General features: G+C 72.5%; 18 protein-coding genes, 1 pseudogene and 1 riboswitch. Of the genes and pseudogenes, 11 read left to right on the forward strand and 8 right to left on the reverse strand.

Features of this window, described 5'->3' with window-relative positions; all coding sequences use genetic code 11:
- Together H9623_RS18645 and H9623_RS18650 are read right to left on the reverse strand one after the other, a co-directional pair.
- Positions 1-75, reverse strand: a pseudogene (locus tag H9623_RS18645) (superoxide dismutase); the annotation flags it as partial.
- A 272-nt stretch (positions 76-347) separates the two neighbouring features.
- Positions 348-989, reverse strand: coding sequence for a lysophospholipid acyltransferase family protein (locus H9623_RS18650; RefSeq protein ID WP_193721504.1), 642 nt, complete (start codon positions 987-989; stop codon positions 348-350).
- 233 nt (positions 990-1222) lie between these two features.
- On the opposite strand from H9623_RS18650, the gene H9623_RS18655 reads away from it, so the two are divergent.
- Complete coding sequence (locus H9623_RS18655; protein ID WP_193721505.1) at positions 1223-1810, forward strand: hypothetical protein; 588 nt, start codon at positions 1223-1225, stop codon at positions 1808-1810.
- A 30-nt stretch (positions 1811-1840) separates the two neighbouring features.
- Here H9623_RS18655 and H9623_RS18660 read toward each other — a convergent pair whose 3' ends face one another.
- Both H9623_RS18660 and H9623_RS18665 read right to left on the reverse strand, forming a co-directional pair.
- Positions 1841-3418: an outer membrane protein assembly factor BamB family protein gene (locus H9623_RS18660; RefSeq protein ID WP_193721506.1), complete on the reverse strand. Its 1578-nt coding sequence runs from the start codon at positions 3416-3418 to the stop codon at positions 1841-1843.
- A 43-nt stretch (positions 3419-3461) separates the two neighbouring features.
- Positions 3462-4673 carry a PIN domain-containing protein gene (locus H9623_RS18665; protein WP_193721507.1) on the reverse strand — a complete coding sequence of 404 codons (1212 nt, stop codon included), beginning with the start codon at positions 4671-4673 and terminating at the stop codon, positions 3462-3464.
- Positions 4674-4965: 292 nt separating this feature from the next.
- Positions 4966-5068: riboswitch (SAM riboswitch) on the forward strand.
- 121 nt (positions 5069-5189) lie between these two features.
- Here H9623_RS18665 and H9623_RS18670 point away from each other — a divergent pair.
- A complete protein-coding gene (locus H9623_RS18670; protein ID WP_193721508.1) occupies positions 5190-6239 on the forward strand; it encodes a methylenetetrahydrofolate reductase in 1050 nt (349 codons plus the stop codon).
- Between the two features lie 21 nt (positions 6240-6260).
- A complete protein-coding gene (gene metE, locus H9623_RS18675) occupies positions 6261-8627 on the forward strand; it encodes a 5-methyltetrahydropteroyltriglutamate--homocysteine S-methyltransferase (RefSeq protein WP_193721509.1) in 2367 nt (788 codons plus the stop codon).
- Between the two features lie 133 nt (positions 8628-8760).
- Here metE and H9623_RS18680 read toward each other — a convergent pair whose 3' ends face one another.
- Entirely contained in the window at positions 8761-8970 is a 210-nt protein-coding gene (locus tag H9623_RS18680; protein ID WP_193721510.1) for a hypothetical protein, read from the reverse strand.
- A 107-nt stretch (positions 8971-9077) separates the two neighbouring features.
- Positions 9078-9326, reverse strand: coding sequence for a DUF2630 family protein (locus tag H9623_RS18685; protein WP_193721511.1), 249 nt, complete (start codon positions 9324-9326; stop codon positions 9078-9080).
- Positions 9327-9525: 199 nt separating this feature from the next.
- On the opposite strand from H9623_RS18685, the gene H9623_RS18690 reads away from it, so the two are divergent.
- Positions 9526-9795, forward strand: coding sequence for a GlsB/YeaQ/YmgE family stress response membrane protein (locus tag H9623_RS18690; RefSeq protein WP_193721512.1), 270 nt, complete (start codon positions 9526-9528; stop codon positions 9793-9795).
- A 128-nt stretch (positions 9796-9923) separates the two neighbouring features.
- Here H9623_RS18690 and H9623_RS18695 read toward each other — a convergent pair whose 3' ends face one another.
- Positions 9924-10607 carry a rhomboid-like protein gene (locus H9623_RS18695; RefSeq protein WP_193721513.1) on the reverse strand — a complete coding sequence of 228 codons (684 nt, stop codon included), beginning with the start codon at positions 10605-10607 and terminating at the stop codon, positions 9924-9926.
- A gap of 737 nt (positions 10608-11344) precedes the next feature.
- Between H9623_RS18695 and H9623_RS18700 the strand changes: the two genes are divergently transcribed.
- Positions 11345-11839 (forward strand): FBP domain-containing protein, encoded by a 495-nt coding sequence (locus H9623_RS18700; RefSeq protein WP_193721514.1) that lies wholly within the window; start codon positions 11345-11347, stop codon positions 11837-11839.
- Between the two features lie 94 nt (positions 11840-11933).
- Here H9623_RS18700 and H9623_RS18705 read toward each other — a convergent pair whose 3' ends face one another.
- Positions 11934-12983 (reverse strand): alcohol dehydrogenase catalytic domain-containing protein, encoded by a 1050-nt coding sequence (locus tag H9623_RS18705; protein ID WP_193721515.1) that lies wholly within the window; start codon positions 12981-12983, stop codon positions 11934-11936.
- Positions 12984-13168: 185 nt separating this feature from the next.
- Between H9623_RS18705 and H9623_RS18710 the strand changes: the two genes are divergently transcribed.
- The 6 genes from H9623_RS18710 (at position 13169) to H9623_RS20125 (ending at position 19160) form a co-directional block, all read left to right on the forward strand.
- Entirely contained in the window at positions 13169-14116 is a 948-nt protein-coding gene (locus H9623_RS18710) for a helix-turn-helix transcriptional regulator (RefSeq protein WP_193721516.1), read from the forward strand.
- Complete coding sequence (locus tag H9623_RS18715) at positions 14116-14517, forward strand: (R)-mandelonitrile lyase (protein ID WP_193721517.1); 402 nt, start codon at positions 14116-14118, stop codon at positions 14515-14517. Before H9623_RS18710 ends, H9623_RS18715 begins: the two co-directional genes overlap by 1 nt.
- A gap of 27 nt (positions 14518-14544) precedes the next feature.
- Complete coding sequence (locus H9623_RS18720) at positions 14545-15477, forward strand: PhzF family phenazine biosynthesis protein (RefSeq protein WP_193721518.1); 933 nt, start codon at positions 14545-14547, stop codon at positions 15475-15477.
- A 93-nt stretch (positions 15478-15570) separates the two neighbouring features.
- Positions 15571-16959 (forward strand): MFS transporter, encoded by a 1389-nt coding sequence (locus H9623_RS18725; protein ID WP_193721519.1) that lies wholly within the window; start codon positions 15571-15573, stop codon positions 16957-16959.
- A gap of 117 nt (positions 16960-17076) precedes the next feature.
- Positions 17077-17790 (forward strand): LytR/AlgR family response regulator transcription factor, encoded by a 714-nt coding sequence (locus H9623_RS18730; protein WP_193721520.1) that lies wholly within the window; start codon positions 17077-17079, stop codon positions 17788-17790.
- Entirely contained in the window at positions 17787-19160 is a 1374-nt protein-coding gene (locus H9623_RS20125) for a GHKL domain-containing protein (RefSeq protein WP_193721521.1), read from the forward strand. Before H9623_RS18730 ends, H9623_RS20125 begins: the two co-directional genes overlap by 4 nt.
- Positions 19161-19424: the final 264 nt, after the last annotated feature.

A 19424-nucleotide genomic window follows, 5' to 3' on the forward strand; every position in this document is an offset into this window, starting at 1 on the left:
CATGATGCGGCCGGAGATGTGGGGCTCGAGTGCGCCGTAGTCGTACGACAGCTCGGGAAGGGTGTAGACAGCCATGGTGAGTCCTCTCGATCGGTGTCGGCCACGCTAGGACCTCAACCGTGGTTGAGGTCAAGTCGGACGCCCTCGGGGCGCGGCGGTGGCGGGCGGACCCGCCGGGCGCGATCCCTGGGCACGTGGCCCTCCCCCGAGCACATCATGACCGCGCAGGTCCTGCACGTCCTTCTCAGGAACGGGCGTGTCCGCGGCTGCCGAACCCGAGGTTGGTCAGGCTTGCCCGTCGTGCTGCCTGACCAACCTCGGGTTCGGCAGCCGGCGGGACGCGACGCTCAGCTCGCGCGCTGCTGCCCGCTCATCGCGTGGATCGAGTCCATGACCTGGTCGGTGAGCTCGCGCCGCGCCTGGGCGGGCTTGCCGGACGTGATCTGACGCGCCGGATCGATGGGCGCGCCGAACTCGACCGTCACGCGGTGGATCCGCGGGAGGCGCGACCCGACGGGCTGGACCTTGTCCGTGCCCTTGATCGCGACGGGCACGATCGGGGCGTGCCCCGCGAGCGCGAGCCACGCGACGCCGGTGTGCCCCTTGTGGAGCCTGCCGTCGCGCGAGCGCGTCCCCTCGGGGTAGATCCCGAACGCACCTCCGCGGTTGAGCACCTCGAGAGCGTCCTCGAGCGAGCGCTGCCCGGCACGCGGGTCGTCGCGCTGCACGGGGATGTGGCCGAGGGTCGTGAAGAACCAGCGGGACACGCGGCCCTTGAGCCCGGTGCCGGTGAAGTACTCGGCCTTGGCGAGGAACGTGACGTGCCGGGGCGCGACGATGGGGATGAGGAGCGAGTCGACGAACGACAGGTGGTTGCTCGCGAGGATCACGGGTCCCCGGCGGGGGATGTTGTTGAGCCCGGTCACGCGTGGCCTCAGCAGAGTGAAGGCCAGGAGCGACAGGATCAGCTTCAGCACCCGGTACGTCATCCGTACATTGTGCACCGACGTGCAGCGGGGCCCGACGGCGCGCTCCCACCCCGGGCGGTCGCCGGGCGGACGGGGCCCGGGGTGCCGGGGAGAACACGCCGTCGTGCACGGATGTTCACGGCACATGGTTCGTTGCGCAGTCCAGGTGACGCGGGCGGACGAACCATGAGACCCGCGATGCTCTCGCGCGAGACGTCGGGTGCGGGAAGGGCAGGGTCTGATATCCATCCATCATGGACAGACGACCCCTCTCACAGGTCCGGGCCGACGCCGTGGCCTCCCTGGTGCGCCTGGTGACGGCACCGGACGACGCGAGCGACGGCACCTTCCTGCGCCGTGAGGTGGCCGCCCGCATGATCGAGGCGCGCGCGCACTTCATCACCAAGGACGGCCGCCCGGACTGGTCCGGCCGCACGTACGCCTACCGGGAGTTCACACGCGAGGTCTTCAGCGACGCCGGGATCTCGCGCGAGGACGCACCGACGATCCAGGCGGCGATCCGCTACCACTCCGGGAACCTCGTCCGGAAGGTCGTGCCCGAGGAGGACCTGGCCTCGGCAGGCTTCACCCTCCAGGAGTCGCCGCGCGAGCGCTCCGCGACCCGTCGCGCCGAGCGCTCGGAGGCCACCCGCCTCGTCGAGTCGGGCGGTCCCCTGGAGGGTGACGACCTTGCCCGCGCGGTGCTCCTCGCCGCCTCGGTGCTCGCCCGCGCCTCCCGCGGGTCCGTCCTCGGGCTCCCCGCCGTCTCCCGTCAGGACGTCGAGGAGAACCTGCGGTCGCTGTCGTCCCGGGCGGCGCACCTCGCCGGAGCCGACGGCTGAGCGGACGCCCCTGCAGCCGCGCCGGACCCCTCAGCCGAACCCCCTGAGCTTGCCCGGCATCGCGCTGAAGATCCTGCCGTCGACGGACCTGAGCGTCCACGTATCGACCGGGATCTTCGTGGACCACCGCGTGCTGCCGTCGGCCAGGTCGATCGAGAACCACCGGGCGTCCGCGGCCCGCTCGCTGCCCAGGACGACCGTCAGCGCCCCGCGTCCGGCGAACGCCACGGGGCTGCCGCTGGCCACCGAGCCGTCGCTGTCCGGGGCCTTCCACGTCCAGACCTCCTCGCCCGTCATGCTGTCGACGGCCACGGCCCCGGGATACGTCGCGACGACGGTCAGGTCCTGGGTCGTGAGGAGGATCTGGTTGGTGTACCGGGAGAAGGTCCACAGCTCGCGCCCCTCCTCGTCGAGGGCCACGAATCCCGAGCCGTTCTGGGAGTACAGGAGCGGCGGGGCAGTGCCGTCCGTCGCGTCCGGCTCGAGGAAGGAGCCCTCGGCGGACCACACCGGCGTCCCGTCCGCCTCGAGAAGCTCGGTGGCACCACCGTTCCAGGGCGTGAGTGCCAGCCGCCCGTCCCGGAGCGGCTGGACGAAGCCCTCCTCGTCGTCCCAGGGCAGGGTCTCGCCCTCGAGCGTGAGCGTGGCACTGACCTCGCACCCGCCGATCGAGATGATGCCGCCCGCGTCGTAGAAGTGGAGAAGGCCCGGGTACCGGGTGGTCGTCCCGTCCTCCTGCTGGATCTCGCAGGCCTCGGCCTGGTCGGTCGCCCCGTCGTGCGGGATGGTCCGGGTCCACCGGACCTCTCCCGTCCCGGCGTCCTCGACCGTGATGACGACGTCGCGACCGTCCCGGGCCCCCCGGACCAGGTCGCCGTCGTCCAGCACCCCGGAGAGGCCGCGCGCGGGGTCCAGGTCGCGGCGGGCCAGCACCTCGCCGTCGAGCCCGACCACGGCGACCATCGTCGAGGAATCGCCGGGAAAGAGCTCTGCGGCCCCCCCTCCGCCCAGACAGGTGACCTTCGTGCGGGCGGCGATCGTGGCCGCGGAGGCGTCGTCCGCCTGGCAATGGAAACCTGCCAGCGACTCGAGCCGCCAGACCTCCTCGCCCGTGGCCTGGTCGTGGGCCACGAGGGCGTCGTCCTGCGACACGAGGACACGGTTCCCGGCGAACACCGGCCAGGCCTCCCCGCCGTCCACGCCCCAGACCTCGCGGGGCGGCTGCGTCAGTCCGACGACCCCGCCGTGCGCGGTGCGCAGCTCCGCGTCCGCCTGGCGGGCGCGGGCCATGTCCAGCGCGGTGAGCCCACCGAGGACGAGGACGAGCGCCCCGGCCACGCCGGTGACGACCAGGCGCCGACGGCGCCGCGCCCGCGGGTCGGTCGGGACCGGGACGATGCCGTCCTCACCGCCGCTCGTGCCGGCACCATCGGTCGCGGCGGCACCGTCGGTCGCGGCGGGAGGGAGGTTATCGGGCGGGGTGTCGGACGGGCCCGAGGGCGCGCCTGGACGCGGGGGTCGCGGCGCGAACGGATCGTCGACGTCGTCCAGCTCGTCGACCGCCTCGAAGGCGAGCTGGCGGGGTTGCTCTCGTCGTCGAAAGGGCACGCCCGGAGCCTAGCGGCCCGGGCGTGCCCTGTGGCGGGTGCGCTCAGCGTGCGGCGACCGACACGAGGTAGTCGTCGGCGTCGTCGTCCCAGCGCAGGTCGATCGCGCCCGCGGTCTGCGCGGCCTTGCAGAACTGGAGGAAGCTGCGGTAGCCGAGCGCCTTCTCGCTGAAGTCGGGGCGCTTCTTGCGGAGCTGGTTCTTGAGCCCGGACAGCGGCACCGAGCCGCCCTGGTCGCCCACGACCGTGCGCAGCAGCGCGAAGTCGTCGCCCGCGTGCCCGCGCTCCGGGAGGGAGACCTCGGGGTCGCCCGTCGCGGGGCCCGCGCTGAGCTGCACGACGCCGCGCTCCTCGAGGTAGCGCAGGAACTCGCCGAAGTTGCGGAAGCCGTAGTCGGCCTCGCTGAACGTGGGGTCCTTGCGCAGCAGCGTGCGCTTGAGCGTCGAGGCGACGACGGCCCCGCTCGACGAGCTCGACAGGTCCGCGAGGGTCTGCGCGACGAGGACCGCGAGGTCCTCGTCCTCGTTGGTCGAGGAGGCCCCGTGCCCGACGGCGGACCCGAGCTCGGCCTCGACGTCCAGCGGGACCGGGGTCGGCTCGGTCTCCGCCTGGGCCGCCTCTGCAGGCGACGCGGGCGACGCGGGCGGCGTCGCGGCCTCGGGGGCGGGCGCGGTCGCAGCCTTGCCCGACGAGCCCGACGAGCGGCCGGACGACTTGCGGGTCGTGCTGCGGTTCGAGCTGTTCGAGGAGCGCTTGCGCTCGACGGGCTCGTCAGGGATCTCGACGCCCTCGAGGCGGTCGTAGAAGAGGAACTCGTCGCACGCGGGGGGAAGCAGCTTCGAGGTCGAGTTCTCGACGCCGATCCCGATCACGCGCTTGTTGAGCTCGCGCAGCTTGTGCACGAGGGGTGAGAAGTCGCTGTCCCCCGTACACATGACGAAGGTGGAGATGTACTCACGCTCGAAGGCCATCTCGATCGCGTCGACGACCATCTTGATGTCGGCGGCGTTCTTGCGCGAGGCCCCCATGCGCTGGGGCATCTCGATGAGCTCGACCTGGTGGCGGGTCAGGGAGCGGCGGTCCTCGTCGAAGTACGACCAGTCGGCGTAGGCGCGGCGGACGACCACCCGGCCGCGCGCGGCGAGCGCGTCGGCGATCGGCTTGAAGTCGAAGGTCATCCCGCCCAGGTGGTCGCGCGCGCCCAGCGCGAGGTTGTCGTAGTCGAGGAAGACGGCCAGACGTTCTTCGGTGTCCATATCCGCCAGGGTATGGCCCGCGCAGGCCGAATGCCCATCCGCCGCGGCGGACAGCGCGTCAAGGTCCCCTGCGGCCGGAGCGTCGGCACGACGCGGCCACGCCGACCGACGACGTCCGCCCGTCCGGGGGCGCCCGACAGGCGTACGTTGGGAGAGCACCCGCAGGACCGACGAAGCGCCTTGCGGACGGGGACGAGACCGTCAAACGGGTCGATTTCCCGCTCCCAGACCCTTCTGTCTCACGATCCGAGCAGAATCTGGCTCAGATCATGGATTCCCCCTACGATCGTCAACACCATCCAGAGCGGTCGAGAGTCCTGGCTCGTTGACACCGCAGCAACCCCCCAACGGAAGCCTCCCGCGGGTACGGGTGCTACAGCCAGGTTCGATGGAGCGATTCATGACCGAGGCATCTTCCTGCGCCACCCCGCACACCGGGGTCCTGCGCACCGCACCCTGCACGAGCCGTGCGGCCACCGCTGCAGCCACCGTCCGAGCGCCCCCGGCGGCCGCACGATGAGCATCGTCGACCTGGGGCACTTCGGGCACGAGGCGCCGCGACCCACGGTGTCGTTCGAGCTCATGCCCCCGCGCCGTCCCGACGCCGCGCCCAAGTTCTGGGAGACCGCGCGCCGGCTCGTCGCGACGTCGCCCGACTTCGTGTCCGTCACGTACGGCGCGGCCGGCACGGACCGCGAGACCTCGCGCCGCGTCATCAGCCAGCTCCTGCACGGCACGCCCGTGCTGCCCATCGCGCACCTGACCTGCGTGGGCGCGTCGCGCGAGGACGTCGAGGACGTCATCACCGACTTCCTCGAAGCGGGCGTGCGCAGCTTCCTCGCACTGCGGGGGGACCCTCCGCGCGACCAGCCCGACTGGCGCCCCGGCGAGGACGGCGTGCGGTCGAGCACCGAGCTCGTGGCCCTGCTGCGCGAGGTCGAGGCCGCCCGCTGCGCCGCGAGCCCGAGCATCGCCCTGCGCGGCGCGGCGCGCCCCCTGACCATCGCGGTCGCGACGTTCCCCGACGGCAACCTCGCTGCGGGCACGAGCCGGACGCAGGAGGTGCGCCGCCTGTGGCAGAAGCAGCAGGCGGGCGCGGACTTCGCGATCACGCAGCTCTTCTACGAGGCCTCGTCGTACATCGACTTCGTCGCCGAGGCGCGCGCCGCCGGGGTGACCATCCCCATCCTCGCGGGCCTCCTGCCCATGACGGACCCGGCCCGCCTCGCGCGCGTCGAGGAGCTCACGGGCGTCCCCGCACCGCGCCGGATCGTCGAGGCCCTCGAGGCCGAGTCCGACCCGGCCGCGCGCCACGCCCTGGGCATCCGGCACTCGGTCGCGCTCGCGCGCCAGGTCCTCGCGGCCGGCGCGCCCGGCCTCCACATCTACACCTTCAACAAGCACCAAGCCGCTCTAGACCTGCTCGAGGGAGTCGACCTCGGCGGTGGGGTAGCGGGAGACGCCGGCGGCGTCTCGTCCCGCACCCCCGACCTGGCCAGCGGGCCGTGGGTCTCCGGCACTCCCCTTCCCTCCGCCGAGCCTGCCCTGGGCAGCTCCTCGGTCTGACCAGTTCAGAGGTATTCACCCATGAGTGCACCCACCTTCCCGTCCGGTTCCGTCCTCGGCTACCCCCGCATCGGCCCGCGCCGCGAGCTCAAGAAGGCCGTCGAGTCCTTCTGGGCCGGCCGGATCACGGCCGACGAGCTCGAGGCCACGGCCTCGTCGCTGCGCGTCGCCGCCGCGAAGCGCCTCGTCGACCTGGGCCTCGACGCCACGTCGGGCGCCGTGCCCGGCTCGTTCTCCTACTACGACCAGGTGCTCGACGTCGTCGCTCTCCTCGGTGCCGTCCCGTCGCGTTTCGCGTCGCTCACCGACGAGAAGGGCGCGCTGGACCTCGCGGGCTACTTCACGGTCGCGCGCGGCGCCGGTGAGGACGCCCCGCTCGAGATGACCAAGTGGTTCGACACGAACTACCACTACCTGGTCCCCGAGATCGGCCCCGAGACCCCCGTCCGTCTCGCCGACGACCGCGTCGTGCGCCAGTTCGTCGAGGCCAGGGACGCGGGTGTCGTGACGCGGCCCGTCGTCGTCGGGCCCGTGACGTTCCTCGCGCTGTCGAAGGCCTCGGACGACGCGCCCGCGGGCTACTCGCCGCTCTCCCGCCTCGCGGACGTCCTGCCCGTGTACGTCGAGCTGCTGCGCGCCCTGGCCGCAGCGGGCGCACCGTGGGTGCAGCTCGACGAGCCCGCGCTCGTGTCCGACTCGGTCGACGTGCCGGCTGCCGAGGTCCACGCCGCGGTCACCGAGGCGTACCGGGTGCTCGCTTCCGAGCTCGCGGTGGGCACCGAGCGCCCCGCGATCCTCGTGGGGGCGCCGTTCGGCGGGCTCGTCGGCCCCGGGGAGGACGGCCTCGACGGCCTCGCGCTCCTGGCCGCGACCGACGTGGAGGCGATCTCGCTCGACCTCGTCAAGGGCGCCGTCCCGGCGGGCCCCGTCGCGGGCCTGGCGGACAAGACGGTCGTCGCGGGCGTGATCGACGGCCACAACGTCTGGCGTGCGGACCTCGCCGCGAAGCTCGACGTCCTCGACGCGGTGCACGCCCTGGGCGCCGGCGCCGTCACGGTCGGTACCTCGACCTCGCTCCTGCACGTCCCGCACGACGTCGAGGACGAGGACTGGACGAACGGCTCGATCGACGTGCGTCTGCGTGACTGGCTCGCGTTCGCCGACCAGAAGGTCGCGGAGGTCGCGGTCCTCGCCCGCGCCCTGACCGAGGGCCGCGACGCCGTCGGCGCCGAGATCGAGGCGGCCCGCGCGGCCGTCGCGAGCCGCACCGAGGCGAGCGGCGTCGTCGTGCCCGCGGTGCGCGAGCGCGCTGCGGCCCTGACCGAGGGCGACTTCTCGCGCGGCGACTACGCCGAGCGCGCGGCCGCCCAGCAGGCCAAGCTGAACCTCCCGCTGCTGCCGACCACGACCATCGGGTCGTTCCCGCAGACCCCGGAGATCCGCCGGGCGCGCGCGCTCAACGTCAAGGGCGAGCTGTCCGACGCGGACTACACGGCCGCGATGCAGGACGAGATCCGCCGAGTCGTCGAGCTCCAGGAGCGGATCGGCCTGGACGTCCTGGTGCACGGCGAGCCCGAGCGCAACGACATGGTCCAGTACTTCGCGGAGAACCTCGACGGGTTCGCGGTCACGGCGAACGGCTGGGTCCAGTCGTACGGCTCGCGCTGCGTGCGCCCGCCGATCCTGTGGGGCGACGTCACGCGTCCGGCCCCCATCACGGTCGACTGGTCGACGTTCACGGCCTCGCTCACCGAGAAGCCCGTCAAGGGCATGCTGACCGGCCCGGTCACGATCCTCGCGTGGTCCTTCGTGCGCGACGACCAGCCGCTCGGCGACACCGCCAACCAGGTGGGCCTGGCGCTGCGCGACGAGATCGCGGACCTGGAGGCGGCCGGGATCGGCATCATCCAGGTCGACGAGCCCGCGCTGCGCGAGCTCCTTCCGCTGCGCAGGGCCGACCAGGCCGCGTACCTCGACTGGTCGGTCGGCTCGTTCCGTCTCGCGACCGCGGGCGTCGAGGCGCAGACGCAGATCCACACGCACCTGTGCTACTCGGAGTTCGGGGAGGTCATCGGCGCGATCGACGGCCTCGACGCCGACGTGACGTCGGTCGAGGCCGCGCGCTCGCGCATGGAGATCGTGCCCGAGCTGTCCGAGGCCGGCTACGCGCGCGGCATCGGCCCGGGCGTGTACGACATCCACTCCCCGCGCGTCCCGTCGACCGAGGAGGTCACCGACCTGCTCGAGCTCGCCGTGAAGTCGATCGACCCGCGCCTCGTGTGGGTCAACCCCGACTGCGGCCTCAAGACGCGCCGCTACGAGGAGACCGTGGCCTCGCTCGAGAACCTCGTCGCCGCGACGAACGCTGTGCGCGCCCAGCTCGCCTGACGCTCGGGACGCCGGACGGACGAGGGGCCCAGCACCGCGCGGTGCTGGGCCCCTCTCTGCCGGGCCCGGGGGCCCCCCCCCGGCGGGGGGGGGGGCCCCTCTCTGCGTGCGACGGCGACGAGGCCTGCGGGCGTCAGCGGTCCCGGCCGGCCATCGGCACGAAGCAGCCGAGCGTGACCATCCCGAGGCCCGCCGAGAAGATCAGCGCGTGGTTCGACTCGACCGTGAAGGCCCACCCGAAGGCGACCATCCCGCCCACGAACAGGATGAACGCCACGAGGAAGCGGGCGACGGCCCCGGCTCGCTCGGTGGCCTCGTTGCGCTGCGTCGTCTGGCTGCTCATGCTTCTTCGCTCCGTACTGGTCGTGTCGTTCGGTGGGTCACGCGGTGGTCCCGCGTGCCGCGGGAGAGGTCTGCCCGACGACGGCGCGCACGCGAGGCGTCAGGCCGTCAGTCCAGGTAGTGCTCCACCGTACCGGCATCCCGGATCGTCGCGGCATCCGGGTCGCTCCCGAACTCCCGTGCGGCGTCGCGCTGACGCAGGAGGTCCCAGCACTGGTCGAGCTCGGTCTCGATCGCGCGGAGCCGGGTGTGCTCCTCCGACTCCGCGATCTTCCCGTCGGCGAGCTGTTCGCGCAGCCTGCGCTCCTCCGCCACCAGGTCGCCGATGTACTGCCGGATGCCTCGGTCCTCAGCCATCCCTCCACGGTACGACCGGGGCCCCGGGCACGCCCGGCGGGCACCCGCGATGCCACCCGCTGCGGCCTCTCGCAACCGGAACCACGCGAAAAGTGACGTGTCCGACGTTCGGTGCCTTTCGGCGTGCGAGCCCCCAGGCGCGGTGCCAAGGTGATGACTCACCGGCCACAAGGCACATACGGGACTAAAGGAGAATGACATGGGTTTCATCGCATTCATCGTTCTGGGACTGATCGCCGGCCTCATCGCTCGCGCCATCCTCCCCGGCAAGCAGACCGGGTCGATCCTGATGACGATCCTCCTCGGGATCCTGGGCGCCCTCCTCGGCGGCTGGCTCGGGAGCGTCCTGTTCTCGCAGCCCCTCGAGGAGTTCTTCTCGATCGAGACGTGGCTGCTCGCCATCGGTGGCTCGATCATCGTGCTCGGCATCTACGGCGCGCTGCGCGGCCGCAACGGTCACCGCGCCTGAGCCACGGCTCACCCCAGCCGTCACCGCGGGTCGGCTGCGCCCCGCCCGGCGCGCGGTGACCACCACGAGAGGCCCGTCCCCGTCAGGGGGCGGGCCTCTCGGCTGCGGGCGGGCCGGGGCGCGGCGCATCATCGGCCGGGGATGTCCCCCGTCCAGCCGGGCGCCTGCCGGGTCCGCCCCGCGACGAACGCCACCGTGAGCCCGACGACGAGCGCGGTCGTGTGCCCGACGGCCGTGAAGCTCTGCGTCACGAGTCCCGGCGCCACCCAGTACAGGACGACGAACGCGATCCACCACCAGCGCCAGCGACGCGGCACGGCGACGGTGAGGAAGCCCATGACGCTCGCCATGACATAGCTGACGCCGACGTCGTCGACCGTGGCGACGCTCGGGTTCACGAACCCGTGGAAGATCCCTGTCGTCAGGACGACGGCCGTGCACACGGTCGCGCCGACATGGCCCATGAACCCCACGGCGAGCGAGGCGAGGCGACCGACGAAGCGCTGCGCGTAGGCCAGGACGACGAGGAGCTGGAGCACCAGCAGCACCTCACCCGGCGTCGAGATGACGAACGCGCTCGCGATCAGCACCGAGAGCGGGCGGTCACGCAGGTTCACGAGGTTGGTGCTCGTGTCCTCGTACACCTGGTCCCGCATCTCCGGGGACAGGAACCACAGCACGACCGCGACGAGCAGCACCACGGCGCAGTACACGATCGCGAGGTCCGCCCGGCGGACCGTGGACCACACGTCGGTCAGCGCGTGACGTGCGAGGTGGGCTGGGCTCGTACCGCCTGCCGGACCGTCCGTCATGCCGTCACGCTACGCCGCGAGACGTCAGCGAGCGCCCGGAACCTGTCGGTGCACGATCAGCGAGGAACGCGCCCAGAAATGTCCGCCCGCACTTTTCTGCGGAGATTCCTGCGGCTTCTCGGCGCGTCCTCGCACCGGACTGGACTTCCTGGGGGTCTTGGCTATGGTGGCCGGTTCACCTGCAGGCTGGAAGGAGGTGAGCCACATGGCCAAGAACGACAAGAAGCAGCCGTCGCTTTCCCTGAAGGACAAGCGCGCACAGAAGCGCGAGAAGGCAGCCGAGACCACCGCGAAGGTCCGCAAGCGATAGACCCCGCGCAGCGGGCGGGTCGTCGTCACGTGCATGGGCGGCGACCCGCCTCCGCAGCACCTCCCCGGAATTCTCGTGGGGGATGCAGGGGCCCGGGCGTACCATCGACGGAGAGCTGAGCCGCGGGACGAGCCCCGGCCACCGATCTTGGAGCGCATCTTTCATGCAGCGAGGAAGCGGGGCGGCCGTCCTGGCCTGCTCGGGCGCGGGCCGGACGCCCGCCCAGCACGCCTGACGCCCTACGGCGCCACCCGCCGGCGAACCTTCGCGGTTCCCCGGACGATCGGCGTACCTCGGCGGGTCCCCTCGCCCGGCGGTCCTCGCGACCGCCGGCGGACCCCGACCCTGCCGTCCCCGCTCCTGCCCGACCTGTCGGTCCTGGGCGCAGCGGGCGAGACGGCCCCTCCTGCACGAGAGCCGTAGAACCATGAACCCCCTGACCGAGAAGCAGATCCGCGCGTCCTTCGTGAACGCCTCGCGCCGTGAGGCGTCCCAGCTCACCCTCCCGTCCGACCTCGCGGACCTCCGCTGGGACCGGCTCGACTACCTGGGGTGGGTCGACCGCAAGGCGCCGCTGCGCGCCTACGTCGTCCTGCCCGTCGACGACACCCTGGTAGGGCTCGCGCTGCGCGCCCCCGAGGGGACGGCGTCACGGCGCCGCGCGGTGTGCGCGTGGTGCGAGGACGTCATCGCGACCGACGACGTGTCCCTCTACGTCGTGCGCCGGGCCGGTGCGGCCGGTCGCAACGGCGACACGATCGGCACCCTGATCTGCACGGCGTTCGCGTGCTCGAGGAACGTCCGCCGCAAGCCGACGATCGTGGAGGCCGGCCAGGACCCGGCGGGCCTGGTCGAGCGCCGCATCGCGGGCCTGCGCGAGCGGTCCGTGAAGTTCGCGCGCGAGGTCCTGCGCGAGGTCTGACGGCGCGCGCGCCCGCCGTGGAGCCGGGCCAGGCCCTGCCGTCCGAACCCGTCCGGGCCGCCCCGCTGCGGCGGCCCGGACGGACTCGGCTTGGTCACGGTCGCAGCGCGACCTTGAGGGCCTCACGAGCGTCCATGAGGCGGTAGCCCTCGGCGGCGGCGTCGAGCGGCAGCTCGGCGTCGAAGACCAGGCCGGGGTCGATCTCCCCCGCGAGGACCTGGGCGATCGCGGCCTCCTGGTAGGCGCGCACGGGCGCGGGACCTCCGGCCAGGCGTGCGTTCTTGCCGAACAGGGACCCGAACCCGACGGGGGCCTCCTCGTACTGGGGGACCCCGACGCGCGAGACGATCCCGCCCGGACGCACCACCCCGTAGGCCTGCTCGTACGCGGGCCGCAGCCCGACGGCCTCGATCACGACGTGCGAGCCTTCTCCGTCCGTCAGGTCCATGACGCGGGCGACGCCCTCGGCCCCACGCTCGGCGACGACGTCGGTGGCTCCCCACCGGCGCCCCAGGTCTGTGCGGGTGGCGTGGCGACCCATGAGGACGATCCGCTCGGCCCCGAGCCGGCGCGAGGTGAGGACCGCGGACAGGCCCACGGCGCCGTCACCGATCACCGTGACGACCTTGCCCGGCTCGACCTGTCCCGTGTGGGCCGCGTGGTGGCCCGTCAGGTACACGTCGGACAGCGTGAGCAGGGACGCCAGGACCCCGGCGCCCGCGGACTCCGGGGTCACGTCGGGGACGACGACGAGGCTGCCGTCGGCCAGCGGGATGCGCGCGAGCTCGGCCTGGAGGCCGCCGGTCTCCGGGGAGCCGTAGAAGCCGCCGTGGACGCACGACGTCTGGAAGCCCTCGCGGCAGAACACGCACGTGTTGTCGGAGAACGCGAACGGCGCGATGACGAGGTCCCCCTTCCGCAGGGTCCTCACCGCGCTGCCGACCTCCTCGACGACGCCCACGAGCTCGTGCCCCATGGGGTCGGGCCGCCCGCCGGCGGGCATCGAGCGGTACGGGTGCAGGTCCGACCCGCACACGCACGCCAGGACGGTGCGGACGATCGCGTCGGTGGGCTGCTGGATCACGGGGTCCGGCACGGTCTCGACCCGGACGTCGCCGGCGCCGTGCATGAACGTTGCTCGCATGTGGTCGTGCCTCTCTGGGGGTCGGGTCCGTCGTCTCCACGCTAGGGAGTCCCCGACGGAAGTGGCAGGTCCTGGCGGTACCGGGCTCACGAGGCCCCGGCAGCCCGCGGTGCCGGGCCGGGTACCGGGTACCGGGTACCGCCAGTACCTCCCGCCCCCCGCCGGCTGGTCGTACCGTCGTAGGCATGGACCTGAAGGCCGAGACGAGCAGCTTCCTGACGACGCGCCGCGCCCGGCTCACCCCGGACCGTGCCGGGCTGCCCGCGTACGGCGGCAACCGCCGCGTCCCCGGCCTGCGCCGCGAGGAGGTCGCGATGCTCGCGGGCGTGAGCGTCGACTACTACACGCGGCTCGAGCGCGGGAACCTCGGCGGCGTGTCCGAGGAGGTCCTCGAGGCGCTGGCCCAGGCGTTGCAGCTCGACGAGGCCGAGCACCACCACCTGTTCGACCTGGCCCGTGCGGCGAACGCGTCGGGGGTCGCGCGGTCGCGCGCCCGGCACGCGCCGGCCCCGGTCCTGCGTCCCGTGGTCCAGCGGATCCTGGACGCGCTGGGCACCGCTCCGGCGTTCGTGCGGAACGGACGGCTCGACGTGATCGGCACGAACACCCTGGGCAGGGCACTGTACTCGCCGCTCTACGACTCCCCCGAGCGCCTCGCGAACCGGCCGGTCATCACGGCCCGGTTCCAGTTCCTCGCCCCGGACGCGGCGCGGGCGTTCTGGGGTGACCGGTTCGAGCGGATCGCGCACGACGCGGTCGCGATCCTGCGGGCCGAGGCCGGGAAGAACCCCTACGACACGGCGCTCACGGCGCTCGTGGGCGAGCTGTCGACGCGCAGCGAGGACTTCCGCAGGCTCTGGGCCTCGCACGACGTCCGGCTCCACCGGACGGGCACCAAGGTCTTCCACCACCCGGCCGTGGGTCGGCTCGAGCTCGACTTCGAGGCCCTCGAGCTCCCCGCCGACGCGGGCCTGCAGCTCAACGTCTACACCGCGGTGCCCGGGTCCCCGTCCGACGACGGGCTCAGGCTGCTCGCGTCCTGGGCCGCGACCCGCGCCGCGGAGGACGGCGACGACGACGCGCGCGGGCCGGTCCTGCGCTCGACCACGACCCACCACGAGGAGGACGTCTGATGCAGAAGCTGACCAAGCCCGCGACGACCAGGAACCCGCCCGAGCAGTTCACGGGGGACGTGTGGCTCGACCCGGTCGCGGTCCCGCAGGACCCCTCCCAGCGCATGGTCGTGGCGCTCGTGCGGTTCACGCCGGGCGCGCGCACGGCCTGGCACTCGCACGCGCGGGGCCAGACGTTGCACGTCGTGTCCGGCGTCGCGCTCGTGCAGTCGCGCGGCGGGGCGGTCGTCGAGGTGCGTCCCGGCGAGACGGTCTACTGCCCGCCCGGCGAGGAGCACTGGCACGGCGCGACCCCCGACGACTTCATGGAGCACCTCGCGATGCTCGAGAACGCGGACGACCCGGCGACCACCACGACGTGGCTCGAGCACGTGACCGACGCCGAGTACACCTCCCGCTGAGGGCGTCCCGGCGGTAGCGTCGCTGGCATGACCTCGCAGCCTCGGCCCCGCCCGTTCTCCCAGGTCGACGTCTTCACGGCGACCCCCTACCGGGGCAACCCGGTCGCGGTGGTGCGCGACGCCGTCGGGCTGGGGGACGAGCAGATGGCCGCGTTCGCCCGCTGGACCAACCTGTCCGAGACCACGTTCCTGCTCCCGCCCTCGCCCGAGGGCGCGGCCGCCGGGGCCGACTACCGCCTGCGCATCTTCACGCCCGCGGGCGAGCTGCCGTTCGCGGGGCACCCGACGCTCGGCTCGTGCCACGCGTGGCTCGCCGGGGGCGGTACGCCGCGCGAGGCGGGGGTCGTGGTCCAGGAGTGCGGGATCGGCCTGGTCGCGCTGCGCCGCTCCCCCGCGAGCGACCTGCCCGACGGCGGAGCCTCCCCGGGCGGCCGGCTCGCCTTCGCGGCGCCCGACCTCCTGACGGACGAGCCGCTCGACCCCTCGACCCTGGCCGCGATCACGCGTGCGCTCGGGCTCGAGGCGCGCGACGTCGTCGACCACCGGTTCCTCGACAACGGGCCCGGGTGGCGCGTGCTGCTGCTCGGCTCCGCCGACAAGGTCCTCGCGCTCGACCCCGACTTCTCGGGGCTGGGCGACCTGGCGATCGGCGTCGTCGGGCCGTACACGGCGCTCGGTGACGGGCTCTACGACGGCCCGGACGGGGCCGCGGTCGAGGTGCGCGGCTACGCGCTCGACATGGGTATCCCCGAGGACCCGGTCACGGGGAGCCTCAACGCGGTCGTCGGGCAGTGGTTGCAGCCCGGGGGCCTGCTGCCCGCCGAGTACGTCGCGAGCCAGGGCACGGCGCTCGGGCGGGCGGGGCGCGTGCACGTGAGTCGTCGGGACGACGGCGACGGCGCCACGGTGTGGGTCGGCGGCGACGCCGTGACGTGCATCGAGGGGACCGTGCTGCTCTGACCGTCGCCGGACCCGGCGGCGCCGCCGGACTGCGACGTCCCGCCCAGAGAAACACCGTGAGAACGGGACCGCGCGCGGCATAGAGTCTGCGTAATGTCAGGAAACCTCACAGTCGTCCGCGCCCGCTGGTCGTTGATGGCGCTCTTCGCGCTGTTCGGCATCGTGGGCACGAGCTGGATGACGCGACTTCCCTCGATCCGTGAGGCGCTCGGAGTCACCTCGGCACAGCTCGGGCTGATCCTCATCGTCGGGGCCGTCGGGGCGCTGTTCGCCGTCATGTCGACGGGCGCTGTCGTCGCCCGGTTCGGGAGCCGACGCACGCTCGTCGCCGCGACGGCCGTCAACCTCGTCGCTCTGCTGCTCGTCGCGTGGGGCACCGCGACCGGGAGCGTCGGCATCTTCGCCGTCGGGGCGTTCACGAACGGCATCAGCGGCGCCCTGATGAACGTCCCCATCAACCTCAACGGGGCCATGGTCGAGCAACGCGTGGGTCGCGCGATCCTCCCCCACTTCCACGCGGCCTTCTCGATCGGCGCCGGGGCCGGCGCCCTGGTCGGGGCCGCGTTCTCGTGGGCCGAGATCCACATCGCGCTCCAGCTCGTGGTCATCACGTCCCTCGTCGCGGCCGCGCGCGCCTTCCTCATCGTCCCCGCGACGGTCTTCGCGCCCGAGCTGCAGGCGGCCGACGGCGAGGCCGCCCGGCCGGCCGGCGTGGCGCCGTCGGTCCCGGGGACGGGCCGTGCGCAGGACGACGCCACGGCGGGCGCGGCCGACGTGGCCGCCGAGGTTGCCGACTCCCCCGCGGGAGCGGCCACGGAGCCCGCCGTCGCGCACGGCGTCACGGACGGGCCGCCGCCCCCGGTGAAGCGGCGCGGTTCCGGGCTGCGGAGCGCGCTGGGCGCCTGGCGCGAGCCACGGACCCTGCTCATCGGACTGGTGCTCCTGGCCGCGTCCCTGTCCGAGGGCTCGGCGGGCAACTGGCTGTCGATCTCGATGGTCGACGGCTTCGCGGTGCGGGAGGCCGTCGGCGCCATGGCCTACGGCACGTTCGTCGCCGCGATGACCGTCTTCCGGTTCGCCGGGACCGGGCTCATCGACCGGTTCGGTCGCGTCACGGTCCTGCGGGCCTCGGGGGTCTCGGCGCTCGTCGGGCTCCTGCTGTTCGGCCTGGCCCCCGGGCTGCCCCTCGCCTGGCTCGGCATCGTGCTCTGGGGCTGCGGAGCCGCGCTCGCCAACCCGGTCGCGATCGCCGCCGCGTCGGACGACCCGCTCAGGGCACCGGCTCGCGTGTCGGTCGTGACGTCGTTCATCTCGTTCGGGCAGCTCACCGCGCCGCCCGTGCTGGGCCTGCTCGCCGACGCGATCGGTGGGCGTCACGCCCTGCTCACGATCACCGCCGCGACGGTCGTGAGCATCGCGCTCGCCGGATGGGTCAGGCCGCTGCCGGCACAGACCCGGACCTTGGTGACGGAACGGACATGACCTTCGTCCCGCACCGCGGGGCGACCGTCTCCACCTCCCCAGATCGGCACACTTGTGCCGATCTTGCGCGTGTTCCCTTGGTATCTTGGGGTGTCTTCGTGAAAGAGGTTGGGCAGCATGATCCGCATCGGTGTCGTCGACGACGAGTCCACGAGCAGAGACCTCGTCCTCGCACATCTCGACCGCTTCCAGACCGAGAACGACGTCACGTTCGACGTGCGCACCTTCACCGACGGGCGTGAGCTCGTCACGGGGTACCGGCCCGACTTCGACATCCTGTTCCTCGACGTCCAGATGCACGACCTCGACGGCCTCGAGACCGCGCGGCACATCCGCACCCTCGACTCCCGGGTCGTCATCGTGTTCGTCACCAACATGGCGCAGTACGCGATCCACGGCTACGAGGTCGACGCCCTGAGCTACCTCGTCAAGCCCGTCCCCTGGTTCGCGTTCTCGCAGGAGCTGCGCCGGAGCATCGACCGCGTCCGTCGCAGCGGCGCCGACTCGATCATGCTGACGGTCAACGGCGCGCTCGCCCGCGTCGACGTCCTCGACATCGTCTACATCGAGAGCATCAAGCACCGCGTGATCGTGCACGCCCTCGACCGGACCTACTCGTTCACCGGGACGCTCAAGGCCTTCGAGTCCGACCTCGCGGGCAAGGGCTTCTTCCGCAGCAACAGCTGCTACCTGGTGAACATGCGTCACGTCACCGCGATCGACCAGAACACGTGCGTCATGCTCGGCGGGGACGAGCTCCAGATCAGCCGACCGCGCAAGCGCGCCTTCCTCGACGCGCTCGTCGACCACGTCGGTGGACGCGCGGCGTGACGCCGGAGGTCCTGCCCGACATCCCCCGCGGATTCACGGCGTTCGCCGAGTGGTCCGCATGCCTCGTCTACATCCTGCTGCTGCGCAAGCGGTTCACGCCGCCCGTCCTGGGCCTCGCGCTCGGGCTCGGCCTGGGCCTCCTGTGGAGCGTCCAGATCTTCGCGGGCAAGATGCCGATCGCCCTGTGGACCCTCGGCATGGCCATGGCGGTCGCCGCGATGTACGCCGTGGTCGCGCTCTGCGCCGACGTCTCGACCCGGGAGGTCGGGTACTTCACGGCCCGGGCCTTCGTCCTCGCAGAGCTCGTCGCCTCGTTCCACTGGCAGCTCTACAGCTACGCGGTCGACCAGGGGTTCACCGGGCTCACGGTGCAGATCGGGCTCCTGGTCCTCGTGTACGGCGCGGCCTTCACCGGGGCCTACCTGATCGAGAGGCGACACTTCCCGCCGGACCAGCGGCTCGAGATCGACCGACGCGGGCTCCTGAGCGCCGTCGCGATCGCCGGTGTCACGTTCCTCATGAGCAACGTGAGCTTCGTCAGCTCCAACACCCCGTTCAGCGGCCGGTTCCCCTTCGAGATCTTCTACATCCGCACGCTCGTCGACCTCGCCGGGTACGTCGCCCTGTACGCCCACCAGGGGCAACGGCTCGAGCTCCAGCGGGCGGTCGAGGTCGAGGCGATGAACCGGATGCTCCGCTCCCAGCACGAGCAGTACCTGCAGTCCAAGCGCAACATCGACATCGTCAACCGCAAGTACCACGACCTCAAGCACTTCGTCACGGCGATCCGGACGGAGAACGACCCGGAGGCCAAGGCGACCTACCTCGACCGGCTCGAGGAGAGCATCCGCGGGTACGGGGCGCAGGTCCAGACGGGGAACCCCGTCCTGGACACCATCCTCACCGCGAAGACCGCCCAGTGCGCCGAGCTCGGCATCACCCTCACGTGCGTGGTCGACGGCGCCGCCCTGTCCTTCATGGACGCCATGGGCCTCAGCGCCCTGTTCGGGAACGCGCTCGACAACGCGATCGAGAGCACCGCTCCCCTGCCGGACCCGGACAACCGGCTCGTGCGCGTCGCGGTGTACACCCAGGGCGCGCTCGTCATGGTCCGGTTCGAGAACTACCACGTGGGCGACCTCGAGTTCGACGACGGCATCCCCCGGACGACCAAGCGCGACGCCCTCAACCACGGGTACGGCCTGCGGAACATGCGGCAGGTCGTCGAGGGCCACGGCGGGTCGCTGACCATCCACGACGAGGCCGACTGGTTCGTGGTCCGGGCGCTGATCCCGGTGCCCGCCGAGCGCAGGTCACGGGCCCTGGCCCAGGACGTGGACGCGCTGGGGCCCCCGGCCGCGGGGTACTGAGACCGGACCGAGGAGGACCACGTGCCGCCGACCGGACCTCCCTCGACCATGTCGACCCGCAGCGGGGCCGGGTTCACCGTCGCGCTCGACGCCCTCGACGCCCTCGGGCTGCCGTAGGCGACGCAGGTCCCCCGCTCTCGCCGCCACCGCTCTCGCCGCCACCGCGCCCGACGGCGTCGCGCACCGCGGGCGCCTGGGCGGGTCTAGTTGAAGCCGATGACGCGTTGGGCGGTCTTGTAGGCGAGCATCGAGATGTGGCGTCCG

The organism is Oerskovia douganii (assembly GCF_015142735.1).
GTDB lineage: Bacteria > Actinomycetota > Actinomycetes > Actinomycetales > Cellulomonadaceae > Oerskovia > Oerskovia douganii.

Bases quoted from the DNA above. Each gene is read 5' to 3' on its own strand.
- H9623_RS18715 (WP_193721517.1), top strand. From the start codon at position 14,116: ATGCAGAAGCTGACCAAGCCCGCGACGACCAGGAACCCGCCCGAGCAG.
- H9623_RS18695 (WP_193721513.1), bottom strand. From the start codon at position 10,607: ATGACGGACGGTCCGGCAGGCGGTACGAGCCCAGCCCACCTCGCACGT.
- H9623_RS18680 (WP_193721510.1), bottom strand. From the start codon at position 8,970: ATGAGCAGCCAGACGACGCAGCGCAACGAGGCCACCGAGCGAGCCGGG.
- H9623_RS18665 (WP_193721507.1), bottom strand. From the start codon at position 4,673: ATGGACACCGAAGAACGTCTGGCCGTCTTCCTCGACTACGACAACCTC.
- H9623_RS18730 (WP_193721520.1), top strand. From the start codon at position 17,077: ATGATCCGCATCGGTGTCGTCGACGACGAGTCCACGAGCAGAGACCTC.
- H9623_RS18705 (WP_193721515.1), bottom strand. From the start codon at position 12,983: ATGCGAGCAACGTTCATGCACGGCGCCGGCGACGTCCGGGTCGAGACC.
- H9623_RS18700 (WP_193721514.1), top strand. From the start codon at position 11,345: ATGAACCCCCTGACCGAGAAGCAGATCCGCGCGTCCTTCGTGAACGCC.
- H9623_RS18655 (WP_193721505.1), top strand. From the start codon at position 1,223: ATGGACAGACGACCCCTCTCACAGGTCCGGGCCGACGCCGTGGCCTCC.
- H9623_RS18725 (WP_193721519.1), top strand. From the start codon at position 15,571: ATGTCAGGAAACCTCACAGTCGTCCGCGCCCGCTGGTCGTTGATGGCG.
- H9623_RS18710 (WP_193721516.1), top strand. From the start codon at position 13,169: ATGGACCTGAAGGCCGAGACGAGCAGCTTCCTGACGACGCGCCGCGCC.
- H9623_RS18685 (WP_193721511.1), bottom strand. From the start codon at position 9,326: ATGGCTGAGGACCGAGGCATCCGGCAGTACATCGGCGACCTGGTGGCG.
- H9623_RS18670 (WP_193721508.1), top strand. From the start codon at position 5,190: ATGAGCATCGTCGACCTGGGGCACTTCGGGCACGAGGCGCCGCGACCC.
- metE (WP_193721509.1), top strand. From the start codon at position 6,261: ATGAGTGCACCCACCTTCCCGTCCGGTTCCGTCCTCGGCTACCCCCGC.
- H9623_RS18720 (WP_193721518.1), top strand. From the start codon at position 14,545: ATGACCTCGCAGCCTCGGCCCCGCCCGTTCTCCCAGGTCGACGTCTTC.
- H9623_RS18650 (WP_193721504.1), bottom strand. From the start codon at position 989: ATGACGTACCGGGTGCTGAAGCTGATCCTGTCGCTCCTGGCCTTCACT.
- H9623_RS18690 (WP_193721512.1), top strand. From the start codon at position 9,526: ATGGGTTTCATCGCATTCATCGTTCTGGGACTGATCGCCGGCCTCATC.